The 11,893-nt window shown below is 69.6% G+C and carries 14 protein-coding genes and 1 pseudogene; 5 read left to right on the forward strand and 10 right to left on the reverse strand.

The window, feature by feature from the left end; genetic code table 11:
- Window positions 1–105 precede the first annotated feature (105 nt).
- Window positions 106–480, reverse strand: coding sequence for a MerR family transcriptional regulator (locus tag RGD00_RS04730; RefSeq protein WP_310456146.1), 375 nt, complete (start codon window positions 478–480; stop codon window positions 106–108).
- A gap of 103 nt (window positions 481–583) precedes the next feature.
- On the opposite strand from RGD00_RS04730, the gene RGD00_RS04735 reads away from it, so the two are divergent.
- The 3 genes from RGD00_RS04735 to RGD00_RS04745 are packed head-to-tail and all read left to right on the forward strand — an operon-like array spanning window position 584 to window position 2,819.
- Window positions 584–1,021, forward strand: coding sequence for a PaaI family thioesterase (locus RGD00_RS04735; protein WP_310456147.1), 438 nt, complete (start codon window positions 584–586; stop codon window positions 1,019–1,021).
- Entirely contained in the window at window positions 1,018–1,527 is a 510-nt protein-coding gene (locus RGD00_RS04740) for a PaaI family thioesterase (RefSeq protein WP_310456148.1), read from the forward strand. Before RGD00_RS04735 ends, RGD00_RS04740 begins: the two co-directional genes overlap by 4 nt.
- Complete coding sequence (locus tag RGD00_RS04745; protein WP_425603362.1) at window positions 1,461–2,819, forward strand: MATE family efflux transporter; 1,359 nt, start codon at window positions 1,461–1,463, stop codon at window positions 2,817–2,819. The genes RGD00_RS04740 and RGD00_RS04745 overlap by 67 nt, the downstream gene beginning before the upstream one ends.
- Here the strand turns inward: RGD00_RS04745 and arsC are convergent.
- From arsC to RGD00_RS04765, 4 genes and pseudogenes are all read right to left on the reverse strand, one after another.
- On the reverse strand, window positions 2,811–3,140 hold the full coding sequence (gene arsC, locus RGD00_RS04750; RefSeq protein WP_310456150.1) for an arsenate reductase (glutaredoxin): 330 nt from the start codon (window positions 3,138–3,140) through the stop codon (window positions 2,811–2,813). The genes RGD00_RS04745 and arsC overlap by 9 nt on opposite strands.
- Window positions 3,137–4,198 (reverse strand): quinone-dependent dihydroorotate dehydrogenase, encoded by a 1,062-nt coding sequence (locus tag RGD00_RS04755; RefSeq protein WP_310456151.1) that lies wholly within the window; start codon window positions 4,196–4,198, stop codon window positions 3,137–3,139. The genes arsC and RGD00_RS04755 overlap by 4 nt, the downstream gene beginning before the upstream one ends.
- On the reverse strand, window positions 4,195–4,533 hold the full coding sequence (locus tag RGD00_RS04760) for a DUF952 domain-containing protein (RefSeq protein ID WP_310456374.1): 339 nt from the start codon (window positions 4,531–4,533) through the stop codon (window positions 4,195–4,197). Before RGD00_RS04760 ends, RGD00_RS04755 begins: the two co-directional genes overlap by 4 nt.
- 162 nt (window positions 4,534–4,695) lie before the next feature.
- Window positions 4,696–5,001, reverse strand: a pseudogene (locus RGD00_RS04765) (MarR family winged helix-turn-helix transcriptional regulator); the annotation flags it as partial.
- Window positions 5,002–5,148: 147 nt separating this feature from the next.
- Between RGD00_RS04765 and RGD00_RS04770 the strand changes: the two are divergent.
- Window positions 5,149–5,577, forward strand: a complete 429-nt coding sequence (locus RGD00_RS04770) for an organic hydroperoxide resistance protein (RefSeq protein WP_310456152.1) — start codon at window positions 5,149–5,151, stop codon at window positions 5,575–5,577.
- 31 nt (window positions 5,578–5,608) lie between these two features.
- Here RGD00_RS04770 and RGD00_RS04775 read toward each other — a convergent pair whose 3' ends face one another.
- From RGD00_RS04775 to pyrC, 3 genes are all read right to left on the reverse strand, one after another.
- Window positions 5,609–7,114: a replicative DNA helicase gene (locus RGD00_RS04775; RefSeq protein WP_310456153.1), complete on the reverse strand. Its 1,506-nt coding sequence runs from the start codon at window positions 7,112–7,114 to the stop codon at window positions 5,609–5,611.
- A gap of 227 nt (window positions 7,115–7,341) precedes the next feature.
- A complete protein-coding gene (locus tag RGD00_RS04780) occupies window positions 7,342–8,019 on the reverse strand; it encodes an orotate phosphoribosyltransferase (protein ID WP_310456154.1) in 678 nt (225 codons plus the stop codon).
- Window positions 8,020–8,031: 12 nt separating this feature from the next.
- Window positions 8,032–9,072 carry a dihydroorotase gene (pyrC, locus tag RGD00_RS04785; protein WP_310456155.1) on the reverse strand — a complete coding sequence of 347 codons (1,041 nt, stop codon included), beginning with the start codon at window positions 9,070–9,072 and terminating at the stop codon, window positions 8,032–8,034.
- 288 nt (window positions 9,073–9,360) lie between these two features.
- Between pyrC and RGD00_RS04790 the strand changes: the two genes are divergently transcribed.
- The gene (locus RGD00_RS04790; RefSeq protein WP_310456156.1) at window positions 9,361–9,756 is read left to right on the forward strand and encodes a lysozyme inhibitor LprI family protein; all 396 of its coding nucleotides are present in this window, start codon (window positions 9,361–9,363) and stop codon (window positions 9,754–9,756) included.
- A gap of 1 nt (window position 9,757) precedes the next feature.
- Here RGD00_RS04790 and RGD00_RS04795 read toward each other — a convergent pair whose 3' ends face one another.
- Window positions 9,758–10,726 carry a phosphoadenosine phosphosulfate reductase gene (locus tag RGD00_RS04795; protein WP_310456157.1) on the reverse strand — a complete coding sequence of 323 codons (969 nt, stop codon included), beginning with the start codon at window positions 10,724–10,726 and terminating at the stop codon, window positions 9,758–9,760.
- A gap of 130 nt (window positions 10,727–10,856) precedes the next feature.
- Window positions 10,857–11,891 carry a glycosyltransferase family 2 protein gene (locus RGD00_RS04800; protein WP_310456158.1) on the reverse strand — a complete coding sequence of 345 codons (1,035 nt, stop codon included), beginning with the start codon at window positions 11,889–11,891 and terminating at the stop codon, window positions 10,857–10,859.
- Between the last annotated feature and the right edge of the window lie 2 nt (window positions 11,892–11,893).

An 11,893-nucleotide genomic window follows, 5' to 3' on the forward strand; every position in this document is an offset into this window, starting at 1 on the left:
GCCTTCCAGCTCACCGAAGCCCGCATCCGCGAAGACGTCGGGCCAAGGCTCACCCTCATGGTCCAGAACGTCGAGGCGGAACTCAAAAGGGTCGGGGGAAGGTAGTCAGGGGGTACCCAGCCGCTCCGCCGCCTCGGCGCGCAGTGCGGCCAGATCGTCGATTGCGGCCTGAAGCGCGGCCTTCTGCGCCTCCAGCGCCGCCAGTTGCCGGTCGGCGGCGTCGAGCAGCACGCGGGTTTGCGCCTCGGTGCCGCTTTCATGGTACATTTCAAGCCACTGGCGGATCTCTTCAAGGCTGAAGCCGAAACGCCGCCCGCGCAGGATCAGCGTCATCCGCACCACCTCTCGCGGGCCGTAGAATCGCGCGCGGCCGTCCTTCCGGGGGCGCAGCAGTTCGATGTATTCGTAATAGCGCAGGGTGCGCGGCGTCACCTCGAACCGCGCGCACATGTCCTTGAAGCTGATCTCGGTTTCGGTCATCTGCTACCCCTTGTCGAGATAACCTAAGGTCAACACCCGGGCCGCGCAATCGGCCTTGAAGGCCGCGGGCTTCGGGCGAATAGTGGCGGGGAAAGGGGGGCCCATGAAGGTCGACAAGCTCAAGATCGCGCGCCAGTTCATGGAGGCGATCCCCCATGTCCGCGCGCTCGGGATCGAGGTGGTGGAACTGGCCGAGGCCCGCGCGGTGCTGGCGCTGCCCTATGACCTGCGCTTCGTGGGCGACCCGCAGACCGGGGTGCTGCATGGCGGCGTGGTGTTCACGCTGATGGACAGCGCCGCCGGCACCGCGGTGATCCTGCATCCCGCGGGGCCGGGGGGTACGGCGACGATGGACCTGCGGGTGGACTACATGCGCGCCGCCACCCCGGGCCAGCGGATCGTGGCCGATGCGGTCTGCTATCACGTCACCCGTTCGGTCGCCTTCATCCGCGTCACCGCCTGCGACGACGACACCGCGCGTCCCGTGGCCGTCGCCACCGGCGCCTTCACCGTGGAACCCGGGATGGAGGGACGGTCATGACCCCCAGGCAATCGCGCCGCGAACCCGTGCAGCAGATCAAGCTGCGCCGCGACACCGCCCTGCGGGCGCTGGTGCAGGGGGTGCCCTATATCCAGTTCCTCGGCGTCCAGTTCGACCGCCGGGGGGATGAGCTGACGGCCGTCCTGCCCTATGACGATTCGCTGATCGGCAACCCGGTGCTGCCGGCGCTGCATGGCGGGGTGACGGCGGCGTTTCTGGAAACCGCGGCGATCATCGAACTGGCCTGGTCCGCGCTCTGGGAAGAGATGGAGACCGGCAAGCTCGACCCCACCACGCTGCATCCGACGCATCTGCCGCAACTGCCGCGCACCATCGACTTCACGGTGGACTATCTGCGGTCCGGCCTGCCGCGCGATGCCTATGCGCGGGCGCGGGTGAACCGTTCGGGCCGCCGCTATGCCAGCGTGCATGTCGAGGCATGGCAGGACAACCGGGCGCGGCTTTTCGCGCAGGCGACGGGCCATTTCCTGATGCCGCAGAGGTGAGCCGACCCATCACCAATGGCCGCGTGCTGCGCATCGCGGCACCCATCGTGCTGGCGAATGCGACGGTGCCCTTGCTGGGGGCCGTCAATACCGGCGTGGTGGGCCAGCTGGGGCAGGCCGCGCCCATCGGCGCGGTGGGGATCGGGGCGGTGATCCTCGCCTCGGTCTACTGGATCTTCGGGTTTCTGCGCATGGGGACATCCGGCCTCGTGGCGCAGGCGCATGGCGCGGGGGACACGGGCGAACGCGCGGCGATCCTGATCCGGGCGCTGGTCGTGGCGGGCGTGGCGGGGCTGGCGCTGGTGGCCTTGCAGGGGCCCGTGGTCTGGGGCGCCTTCCGGCTGGCCCCCGCGAGCGCCGAGGTCGAGGCGCTGTCGCGGCAGTATCTGGCGATCCGCATCTGGGGGGCGCCCGCGACCATCGCGCTTTACGCCGTCACCGGCTGGCTGATCGCGGTGGAACGCACGCGGGCGGTGCTGGCGGTGCAGTTGTGGATGAACGGGCTCAACGTCGCGCTGGACCTGTGGTTCGTGCTGGGGCTCGGCTGGGGTGTGCCCGGCGTGGCGGTGGCGACGCTGATCGCGGAATGGTCGGGGCTGGCGGTCGGGCTGTGGCTGTGCCGCGACGGGCTGTCGGGGGCTGCGGGCGTGCTGGCGGTGGGGCCGCTGCGGCGGATGCTGGCGGTCAACACCGACATCATGATCCGGTCTGTCTGTTTGCAGGCCAGCTTCACCACCTTCCTGTTCCTCGGCGCGGCGCAGGGGGATGTGCGGCTGGCGGCGAACCAGGTGCTGTTGCAGTTTCTGGAAATCACCGCCTATGCGCTGGACGGTTTCGCCTTTGCCGCCGAAACGCTGGTGGGGCAGGCGGTCGGCGCACGGTCGCGCCCCGGGGTGCGGCGGGCGGCGGTGGTGGCCTCGCAATGGGGTGTCGGCGGGGCGGTGGCGCTGGCGGCGGTGTTCTTGGCTGCGGGGCCGGCGATCATCGACCTGATGGCCACGGCGCCCGAGGTGCGGGCGGCGGCGCGGGATTACCTGCCCTGGCTGGTTGCCGCGCCGCTGATCGGCGTGGCCAGCTGGATGTTGGATGGTGTGTTCATCGGCGCCACGATGACCCGCGACATGCGCAATGCGATGTTCGTTTCCGTGCTGGTCTATGGCGTGGCGCTGGCGGCGCTGGTGCCCGTTTTCGGCAACCACGGGCTCTGGGCCGCGCTGATGGTGCTAAATGCGGTGCGGGGGATCACGATGGCCTTGCGCTATCCGCGGGTCGAGGCGCGGCTGTCAGAATAGCGCCAGCACCGATTCCGGCGGACGGCCGAGTGCTGCGCGGCCCCCGTGGATCACCAGCGGCCGTTCGATCAGCGCGGGCCGGGCGGCGAGCGTCGCGATCACCGCATCCTCGCCCATGCCGGGGTCGAGGTCCGGCGCATCCTTCCAGCGCAGCAGCGCATGGGCGGGCTGGCCAAGCGCCGCCAGCGCCGCGCGCAGGTCGGCCTCGGTCGGCGGGTCGTCCAGATAGCGGCGGATGCGGGGATTGATCCCGCGCGATTCCAGCAGGGCCAGCGTTTCGCGCGACTTGCCGCAGCGCGGATTGTGCCAGATCTCGGTCACAGCCAGTCCCCCCGTCCGCTACCCACGGCCTGCGCCACGCTGTCGAACCCGTCGCGCGCCAGCGCCGCGTCGAGCCCGCGCCCGACATCCGCCGCCAGCGACAGGCCCTGATAGACCAGCGCCGAATAAAGCTGCACGGCAGAGGCCCCGGCGCGGATCTTGGCATAGGCGTCGGCAGCGGAACCGATGCCGCCCACGCCCACCAGCGGCAGGCGGCCCCCCGTGGCGGCGGAAAGCTGCGCCAGCACACGGGTGGACTTTTCGAACAACGGCGCGCCGGAAAGCCCGCCTGCCTGATCGCGGCTTGCAGATTTCAAACCTTCGCGGCTCAAAGTGGTGTTGGTGGCGATGATCGCATCCACCCCGGCGTCCAGCGCCACTTCGGCGATCTCTGCGATCTCGTCGCCGGTCAGGTCGGGTGCGATCTTGAGGAACACCGGCACCCGCCGCGCCAGACCCGCCCGCACCTCCATCACCCGCGCCAGCAGTGCGGCCAGCGCCGCCCGGCCCTGAAGGTCGCGCAGGCGTTCGGTGTTGGGCGAGGATACGTTGACGGTGGCGAAATCGACATGCGGGCCGCAGGAGGCCAGCACCGCGGCGAAATCGCCCGCCCGGTCGGCGCTGTCCTTGTTGGCGCCGAGGTTCAGCCCCACCGGCACGGTTCCGCGCGGATGCGCCGCCAGCCGCGCCCCGATCGCCGCCGCGCCCTCGTTGTTGAAACCGAAGCGGTTGATCACCGCCCGGTCCTCGGTCAGGCGGAACAGCCGCGGGCGGGGGTTGCCCGGTTGCGGCCGGGGCGTCGCGGCGCCGACCTCGACAAAGCCGAAGCCCGCGCGGGTCAGCGCCGCCAGCGCCACCGCGTTCTTGTCATAACCGGCGGCCAGCCCCACCGGGTTCGGCAGGCGCAGCCCGGCCAGATCCACCGCCAGCCGCGGGCCGGACACCACGCCCGCGAGCGGCACCAGCCCCGCCCGCAGCGCCCGCAGCGACAGGCCATGCGCGCGTTCCGGGTCCATCCGGTGCAGGGCGCAAAGGCCGAGGCGCTCGACCGCGTTCACAGCAGCCCCTCGGGAAAGATATGGCCGGTGGCGCCAAGCGGCAGCGACTTGTCCCAGACCACATCCGCCAGCCGCAGCGGGCGGTAGAGGTGGGGGAACAGCGCGCCGCCGCGCGAGGGTTCCCACTTCAACGCCGGGCCGAGCGCGGCAGAGGATACCGCGACCAGCACCAGATCGCTTTCCTGCGCGAAATGGCGCGCGGCGGTTTCGGCCACCTGTGCGGCGGTGGAAAAATGGATGAACCCGTCGGCCAGATCGACGGGCGCGCCCGCCGTTTCGCCGGCGGCGCGCAGGGCATCCCATTCGGGGCGGCGGAAGATCTTGTAGATCAGCATGCCGTCTTCCTGCACGCAGCCGGGCCGGGGGTCAATGGGCGTCTCCGCCGCCGCCGCCAGCCGGGCGCGCAGGTCGCCGACCGTTTCCATCGCGTGGCGGTATTCGGCCCCGCTCAGCCCCGCTGCGGCGATCAGGCATTCGGGCACCTTCGCCGCCTGCGCCGCCGCCGTGCGCCCTTGCGGGGTCAGCGTCACGATCACGCGGCGTTCGTCCTGCCCCGACCGCGCGCGCGTCACCAGCCCCGCGGCCTCCAGCCGCTTGATCAGCGGCGACAGGGTGGAACTTTCCAACCCCAACCCCTCTGCCAGCGCGCCGACCGGCTGGCCGTCCTGCTGCCACAGGCTGACCATCACGAGAAACTGCGGATAGGTCAGGCCGAGCGGGTCCAGATGCGGCTTGTAGGCGCGCTGGAAGGCGTGGCTGGCGGCATAGAGGTTGAAGCACAAAAGCTGGGCGGGGCTGAGCATGGGCACCTTTGGTCGATGGGGCGGGGCAGGCTAGATCGCGCGCAGCGGGACCGCAAGGCATTGACCCCGCCGCCCGGCCATGCCTATCCTATCGTACGCGATTGAATATCACGATACACAATTTTCACCCCTGAAGGAGGCCGACCGATGACCCAGAAGATCCTGTACCGCGCCGAGGCCCGCGCCACCGGCGGGCGCGATGGCCGCGCCGTGACGCCCGACGGCGCGCTGGAAGTCGCGCTGGCCGTACCCAAGGACATGGGCGGCGCCGGGGGCAAGGGCACCAACCCCGAACAATTGTTCGCCGCGGGCTATGCCGCCTGTTTCCTCGGCGCGCTCAAGCTGGTGGCGGGCAAGGCCAAGGTGACGCTGCCCGACGATGCCGCGATCACCGCGCAGGTCGGCATCGGCCCGCGCGAGGATGGCGAGGGTTTCGGGTTGGAGGTCGCGTTGCGCGCGCATCTGCCGGGGGTGGACGCGTCGGTGGCCGACGACCTGCTGGCCAAGGCCAATGTCGTCTGCCCCTATTCGCATGCCACCAAGGGCAACATCCCGGTCACGCTGTCGCACGACTGACCGGGCGCACGACTGACCGGCGCGGCGGCGGTCAGAAGCCGCCGCCCGCATCCCCCTGCCACGCCTTGGCGAGGTTGCCGAAGCGGGTGAAGCGGCCCTCGAACGACAGTTCGACCGTGCCGATGGGCCCGTGGCGCTGCTTGCCGATGATGACCTCGGCCTTGCCATGGACCTGTTCCATGATCTGCTGCCATTTCGCCATGGCCTCCAGATCGTGGTCCCCGGGCTTTTCGCGTTCGCGATAGTATTCCTCGCGGAACACGAACATCACCACATCCGCGTCCTGTTCGATCGACCCCGATTCCCGCAGGTCCGACAGTTGCGGGCGCTTGTCGTCGCGGCTTTCGACGGCGCGCGACAGCTGCGACAGGGCGATGACGGGGATGTTCAGTTCCTTGGCGATGGCCTTCAGACCTTGGGTGATTTCAGACACTTCCTGCACCCGGTTGTCCTTGCTGGACCCTTTCAGCAGTTGCAGATAGTCCACCATCAGCACGTCGAGCCCGTGCGTCCGCTTCAACCGCCGCGCCCGCGCCGCGACCTGGCTGATGGGCAGGGCGGGGGTGTCGTCGATGTAAAGCGGGCAGGATTCCAGCGATTTCGCCGCCTCGACGAAGCGGCGGAATTCCTGTTCCGTCATGTCGCCGCGGCGGATCTGTTCGGATGGCACTTCTGCCGCCTCCGACAGGATTCGCGCCGCCAGCTGTTCGGCGGACATCTCGAGGCTGAAGAACCCGACCACGCCCCCTTCCACCGCGCCTTCGGACCCGTCGGGCTTGCGCCCGCGCTTGTAGGCCTTGGCGACGTTGAAGGCGATGTTGGTGGCCAGCGAGGTCTTGCCCATCGAGGGCCGCCCGGCAAGGATGAGAAGGTCGGACGGATGCAGGCCCCCCAGCTTCTTGTCGAGATCGACCAGCGCCGTGGGGATCCCCGACAACCCGCCGCCGCGCTGATAGGCGGCGTTGGCCACATCCACCGCCGCCGTCACCGCGCGCAGGAAGCTCTGGAACCCCCGTTCCGCCACGCCCTGTTCGCCGAGCTTGTAAAGCCGCTGTTCGGCCTCGGTGATCTGCTCGCGCGGTTCGGATTCGACCTCGACCTTCGCCGCCTTGGCCGAGATGTCGCGGCCGAGCGCGATCAGTTCGCGCCGCACCGCAAGGTCGTAGATCATCTGCGCATAGTCGCGCGCGGCAAAGGCCGAAATCGCCGCCCCCGCCAGCCGCACCAGATAGGCCGGGCCGCCGAGTTCCTTGAGGCCCGCGTCATCCTCCATGAACGCCTTCAGCGTCACCGGGCTGGCGAGCGCGTTCTTCTGGATGCGCGCGGCGGCGATCTCGTAGATGCGCTGGTGCACGGGGTCGAAGAAATGATCCGCCTTCACCAGCGCCGCGATCTTGTCGTAGACGTCGTTGTTGGTCAGGATCGCGCCCAGAAGCTGTTGTTCCGCCTCGATATTATGCGGCAGAGCCTCGGGTTCTTCGGGGGTGGCGGCGGGCGTGGCGGGAAGACTGCTGCGCAGGGTTGCGATATCGCTCATGCCGGCCTCGGGGTGTTGTTCTTTTGTGGTACTGCATAGCGCCAATGGCGCTGTCGGCGCAATGAGGACGAAATCGGGGACAAGCGGCCCTGAATCCTGTGGACAAGCTGTGGACGGATGCCCCGCCCCCCATATCTTGCGATCGGCAGGCGGGCAGGGGGCAAGCGCGGGGATTCGGGCGGCCCGGCCCCCGCCGGTCATCCACAGGGGCGATACGGGGGCGGAACCTACCCCTTGCGCGCTTCCTGCCAGGCGCGGGGCGCGTTCAGGAACGCCTCCACCTCGGCCAGGGTCGCGGCGTCGAAGGCGCCCTGCGCGCGCGCCTCTGCCAGCACGTCCCGCCAGGTGCACAGGTGATGCAGCCGCACCCCATGCGCCGCCAGCCGCGATTCGGTATCCGGGAAGATGCCGTAGTAGAAGATCACCGCCGTATGCCCGCAGGCCGCCCCGGTTTCGCGGATCGCATCGACGAAGGACAGTTTCGATCCGCCGTCGGTCGTCAGATCCTCGACCAGCAGCACGCGCTGCCCCTCGGTCATCACGCCCTCGATCCGGGCGTTGCGGCCGTAGCCCTTGGGCTTCTTGCGCACATAGGTCATCGGCAGCGCCAGCCGCTCGGCCACCAGCGCGGCGAAGGGGATGCCCGCGGTTTCCCCGCCCGCCACGTTGTCGAACGCCTCGAACCCCGCCTCGCGCAGCACGGTGACGGCGAGGAAATCCATCAGGGTGGCGCGGATGCGCGGATAGCTGATCAGCTTGCGGCAGTCGATATAGGTCGGCGAGGGCAGGCCGGATGCCAGCGTGAACGGCGTTTCCGCGTTGAAATGCACCGCCTTGATTTCCAGCAGCATGCGCGCGGTCAGGCGGGCGATCTCTTCCCGGGGCGGGTAGGAGGCGGGGATCATGGCGGTCCTTTCTCAGGCGGTGACGTGCCAGTGCAGCGCAAAGCCGGGGTCGAACACCGTCACGGGGCCGGCGCCGGTGATGATCTTGGCCGGATAGGCCACCGGCGCGCCGCGGGTCAGGGTGATGCGGTCCTCGTTCGCGGGCAGGCGGTAGAAGGCCGGCCCGTTGAGCGAGGCGAAGGCCTCCAGCCGGTCCATTGCGCCGTCCTGTTCGAACACCTCGGCCAGAAGCGACATGGTGTTGGTCGCGGTGAAGCAGCCGGCGCAGCCGCAGGCATGTTCCTTCAGCGCATCGACATGCGGCGCCGAATCGGTGCCGAGGAAGAACCGCCCCTCGCCCGAGGTCGCGGCCCCGCGCAGCGCCAGCCGGTGTTCCTCGCGCTTGGCGACGGGCAGACAGTAGTAATGCGGCTTGATCCCGCCGACGAGGATATGGTTGCGGTTGATCACCAGATGGTGCGCGGTGATCGTCGCGCCCAGATCGTCGCCGCCCGCACGGGCATAGGCCACGCCTTCGCGCGTGGTGATATGTTCCATCACCACCCGCAGCCCGGGGATGCGGCGGCGCAACGGGTCGAGCACCGTGTCGATGAACACCGCCTCGCGGTCGAAGATGTCGACTTCGGGTGTCGTCACCTCGCCATGGATGCAAAGGGGCAGGCCGATTTCCGCCATCCGCTCCAGCACGCCCTGCACCCGGGTGAAATCGCGCACGCCGGAATGGGAATTGGTGGTAGCCCCGGCGGGATAGAGCTTGACCGCCTTGACCAGCCCCGAGGCATGGGCGGCGGCCACATCGGCTGCGTCGGTGTCCTCGGTCAGGTAGAGCGTCATCAGCGGCTCGAACCGCATGCCTTCGGGCAGGGCGGCGAGGATGCGGTCGCGATAGGCGGCGGCCTGCGCCCCTGTGACCACCGGGGGCACGAGGTTCGGCATGATGATGGCGCGGGCGAAATGGCGCGCGGTTTCGGGCAGGATGCCCTGCAACATCGCGCCGTCGCGCAGATGCAGGTGCCAGTCATCGGGGCGGCGGAGGCTGAGGCGTTCGGTCATGCCGCGCCACTAGCCGATTGCGTGCGGCATTTCCAGTACCATCGGGGGGCGCCCGGCCTTTCGGTGGGCGCCGGGGGCCAGCCCCCGGACCCCCGGAGTATTTCCGGCAAGATGAAGTTGCGTCCGCGTCTTCCCGAAGAAACGCCCCCGCCTTTCACCGTGAGATAAATATCCCGGGGGTCCGGGGGCTGGCCCCCGGCGCTACGCTCGTCACAGTCGATTCGGCGGGGGCTGTGCGGCGGACCCGCAGGCGCATAGGATACCCGGACCGTATTCGGGAGAAGCGCCATGACCCTCCGTCCCCTTGCCTTGCCTGTCCTGCTGCTGGCCGCCCCTGCGGCGGCGCAGCCGGTGAACTGTGCCGATCCGCAGGTACAGGTGGAACTGACCTGGTGCGCCGAACAGGCCTGGCTGCGCGCCGATGCGCGGCTGAACGCGGCCTACCCCAGGGCGCGGGCGGTGATGCGGGGGATCGACGCGGCCCTGCCGCCCGACCGGCGCGGGGCGGAGCGGTCGTTGCGCGATGCGCAACGCACCTGGATCGCCTTCCGCGACGGCGCCTGCGATGCCGAAGGCTGGGTGTTCACCGGCGGCTCGGCCCAGGGGATGGCGATCTATGCCTGCCTCGAACGGCTGACCGTGCAGCGCGCCGCGGATCTGGAGTCGCTCGCGGCGATGCGCTGAGTCATTCCTGCGGCGGCAGGACCGGGGGCAGGGCGATGCCCTGCTGGCCGAGTTCGGTTTCCAGTTCGGTCAGGCGACGGCGCACGCGGGGCATGTTCTGCCGGGCCAGCGCCGCGCGGCAGAAGATCGCCTCGCGCAGGCGGCTGCGGCCCTGCGTCAGCCGCGCCAGCACGTTCTTGAGCCAGGGCCCGAAGCCGCGCCGCGCCCGCCACATCCGGGCCCAGACCGCGGGGGTCATCTCGCCCCTGGCCACCGATTCGATCAGCGGTTCGAGCAGGTCCATCTGCGCCAGCGCGATTTCCGGCCGCGGGCCGAGGTGGCGCGTGTCGAGCCGGGTGACGAAGGGCTTGCGGTAGAGTGCGGCATGCATCGCATCCGCCGGTTCCGCCGGATCGTGGACGAGGAACATCCGTTCCGCCCCGTCGATCATGTCGGGCGCATAGCCGTAGCGCGAGGTGAAATCCTGCCGCCGCGCGGCGCGGTTGCGGTTGTCCCAGCCGGCGACGGCGGGGGAAAGGGTCGCCCGGGGCCGGATCGCCAGCACCGTGGTGCCCGGCGCGGCGACGGCATAGGCGCAGGCGGCATAGCCGCCCATGTCGGCCCCGAAGAACAGCGTGCGGTCGAAATCCTCGAAAAAGGCATCGTCCACCAGCCGGTCGAAATAGCCCCAGACCCGGCGGTCTCGGTACCATGTCGCGCCTTCGGCGATGATGCACAGATGCGACCAGCCGTGCCGGCGCGCGATGTCATGGCCGAGCGGCATCTGCCCGGGGCGCGCGCGGATCGCGCCCAGTTCCTCGAACGTCACCAGAAGCTGCGGCCCCTCGTCGACGAAGAACGCCCAGTGGCGCGCGCCGAGCGGTTCGAAATATCCCGCCTCGTCGCCGATCCGTTCGATCAGGCGCAGCCAGCTTTCGCGGTCGGTCGCGTCGGCGGCGTCGATGGGGGTATTCACGTCCTGCATGGTCATCCTCGGTCTTTCGGGCCTTCGGCTTGGCCGCCGTTGTCGCATCGTTTCGTGATCGAACGGTGCTGACAATGGGGCGGCTTTGCGGTGCGCGGGCCGTTGCCGGAAACAGTCCGCCGCCGCCGTTTCCGGCCTAGGATCCCCCCGCGCGCGCATGGCGCAGGACGAGTTCCGCCTGATCCCGCGTCAGCACGCGCGAGGGCGGGGCCAGCATCAGCCGCCCGAAGAAGGCGCGCCAGGGTTCTTGCGCCATCAGCGCGGCAAAGCGGCCGTGCCGCCAGGCCACCGCGCGGGCATGCAACGGCCCCAGCACCGGGTCGGCATGCAGCGCGGCGCGGATCGGCGCGCTGCGGGGGTCCATCGCCAGGATCGACCGGTCCTCCTCGGCGCAGAAGTTGCGGTCCACCCAATAGCCCATGTCGAACCCCGTCCCCTCGCGGTTCGCCCGCCCCCGGTCGCATTTGACGACAAAGCTTTCCATCGCGCCGAGCGCATAGTGGTTGAGCTGCACCAGCGCGTGGTTGTCCTGCCCGAAATCGGAAAAGATCCGGTTGCGCGCAAAGGCCGGGGGCAGGGGGCGGCCCGATCCGTCGACCCAGTGCTGGCCGGCCATCCGCGCCTCCACCGGGCTGCGGGGGCGGTGGACGCCGAGTTTGCCATAGGCGCCGTCGTCGCGGAACAACGTCTTGAACATCGCCGCCCGCCAGGGCCAGTGCAGCACCCGCGGCGCGGCGCGGGTGAAGGTCTGCGTCACCGGCGCGTCCCGATACCCTACCACGCCCGCATTGCCGAAGAACCGCCAGGTGAGGGGAATCGCCGTCGCCCCGGGCAGCGCCGCCAGCAGCGCGCCGAGCGTGCGGTCGCCCGCATGGATGTTGACGAATTCGTCCACGTCGCAGACCAGCACCCAGTCGGCCGCCTGCCGCAGCGGGTGGCGGTCGGCGGCCTTCAGCGCCGCCCATTGCGGGCCTTCGGCATGGGGGCCGTCGTTGCGGATATGGGTCAGCCAGCCCATATCCGCCAGCCGGTCCAGCATCGCATCCGTCCCGTCGTCGCAATCGTTGGAAAAGACGAGGAAATCGGTGAAGCCCACGGCACGGTGATGGGCCAGCCATTCGATCAGGAACGCGCCCTCGTTCTTCACCGTGGTGATCGCCAGTGCCCGCATGC

The sequence above is a fragment of the Ruixingdingia sedimenti genome (genome assembly GCF_031432425.1).
Taxonomy (GTDB): domain Bacteria; phylum Pseudomonadota; class Alphaproteobacteria; order Rhodobacterales; family Rhodobacteraceae; genus Ruixingdingia; species Ruixingdingia sedimenti.

Excerpts from the sequence above, each read along its gene's own strand:
- RGD00_RS04730 (WP_310456146.1), bottom strand. The coding sequence starts at position 480 with ATGACCGAAACCGAGATCAGCTTCAAGGACATGTGCGCGCGGTTCGAG.
- RGD00_RS04735 (WP_310456147.1), top strand. The coding sequence starts at position 584 with ATGAAGGTCGACAAGCTCAAGATCGCGCGCCAGTTCATGGAGGCGATC.
- RGD00_RS04740 (WP_310456148.1), top strand. The coding sequence starts at position 1,018 with ATGACCCCCAGGCAATCGCGCCGCGAACCCGTGCAGCAGATCAAGCTG.
- RGD00_RS04745 (WP_425603362.1), top strand. The coding sequence starts at position 1,461 with ATGGCAGGACAACCGGGCGCGGCTTTTCGCGCAGGCGACGGGCCATTT.
- RGD00_RS04760 (WP_310456374.1), bottom strand. The coding sequence starts at position 4,533 with ATGCTGATCTACAAGATCTTCCGCCGCCCCGAATGGGATGCCCTGCGC.
- RGD00_RS04770 (WP_310456152.1), top strand. The coding sequence starts at position 5,149 with ATGACCCAGAAGATCCTGTACCGCGCCGAGGCCCGCGCCACCGGCGGG.
- RGD00_RS04775 (WP_310456153.1), bottom strand. The coding sequence starts at position 7,114 with ATGAGCGATATCGCAACCCTGCGCAGCAGTCTTCCCGCCACGCCCGCC.
- RGD00_RS04780 (WP_310456154.1), bottom strand. The coding sequence starts at position 8,019 with ATGATCCCCGCCTCCTACCCGCCCCGGGAAGAGATCGCCCGCCTGACC.
- pyrC (WP_310456155.1), bottom strand. The coding sequence starts at position 9,072 with ATGACCGAACGCCTCAGCCTCCGCCGCCCCGATGACTGGCACCTGCAT.
- RGD00_RS04790 (WP_310456156.1), top strand. The coding sequence starts at position 9,361 with ATGACCCTCCGTCCCCTTGCCTTGCCTGTCCTGCTGCTGGCCGCCCCT.
- RGD00_RS04795 (WP_310456157.1), bottom strand. The coding sequence starts at position 10,726 with ATGACCATGCAGGACGTGAATACCCCCATCGACGCCGCCGACGCGACC.
- RGD00_RS04800 (WP_310456158.1), bottom strand. The coding sequence starts at position 11,891 with ATGCGGGCACTGGCGATCACCACGGTGAAGAACGAGGGCGCGTTCCTG.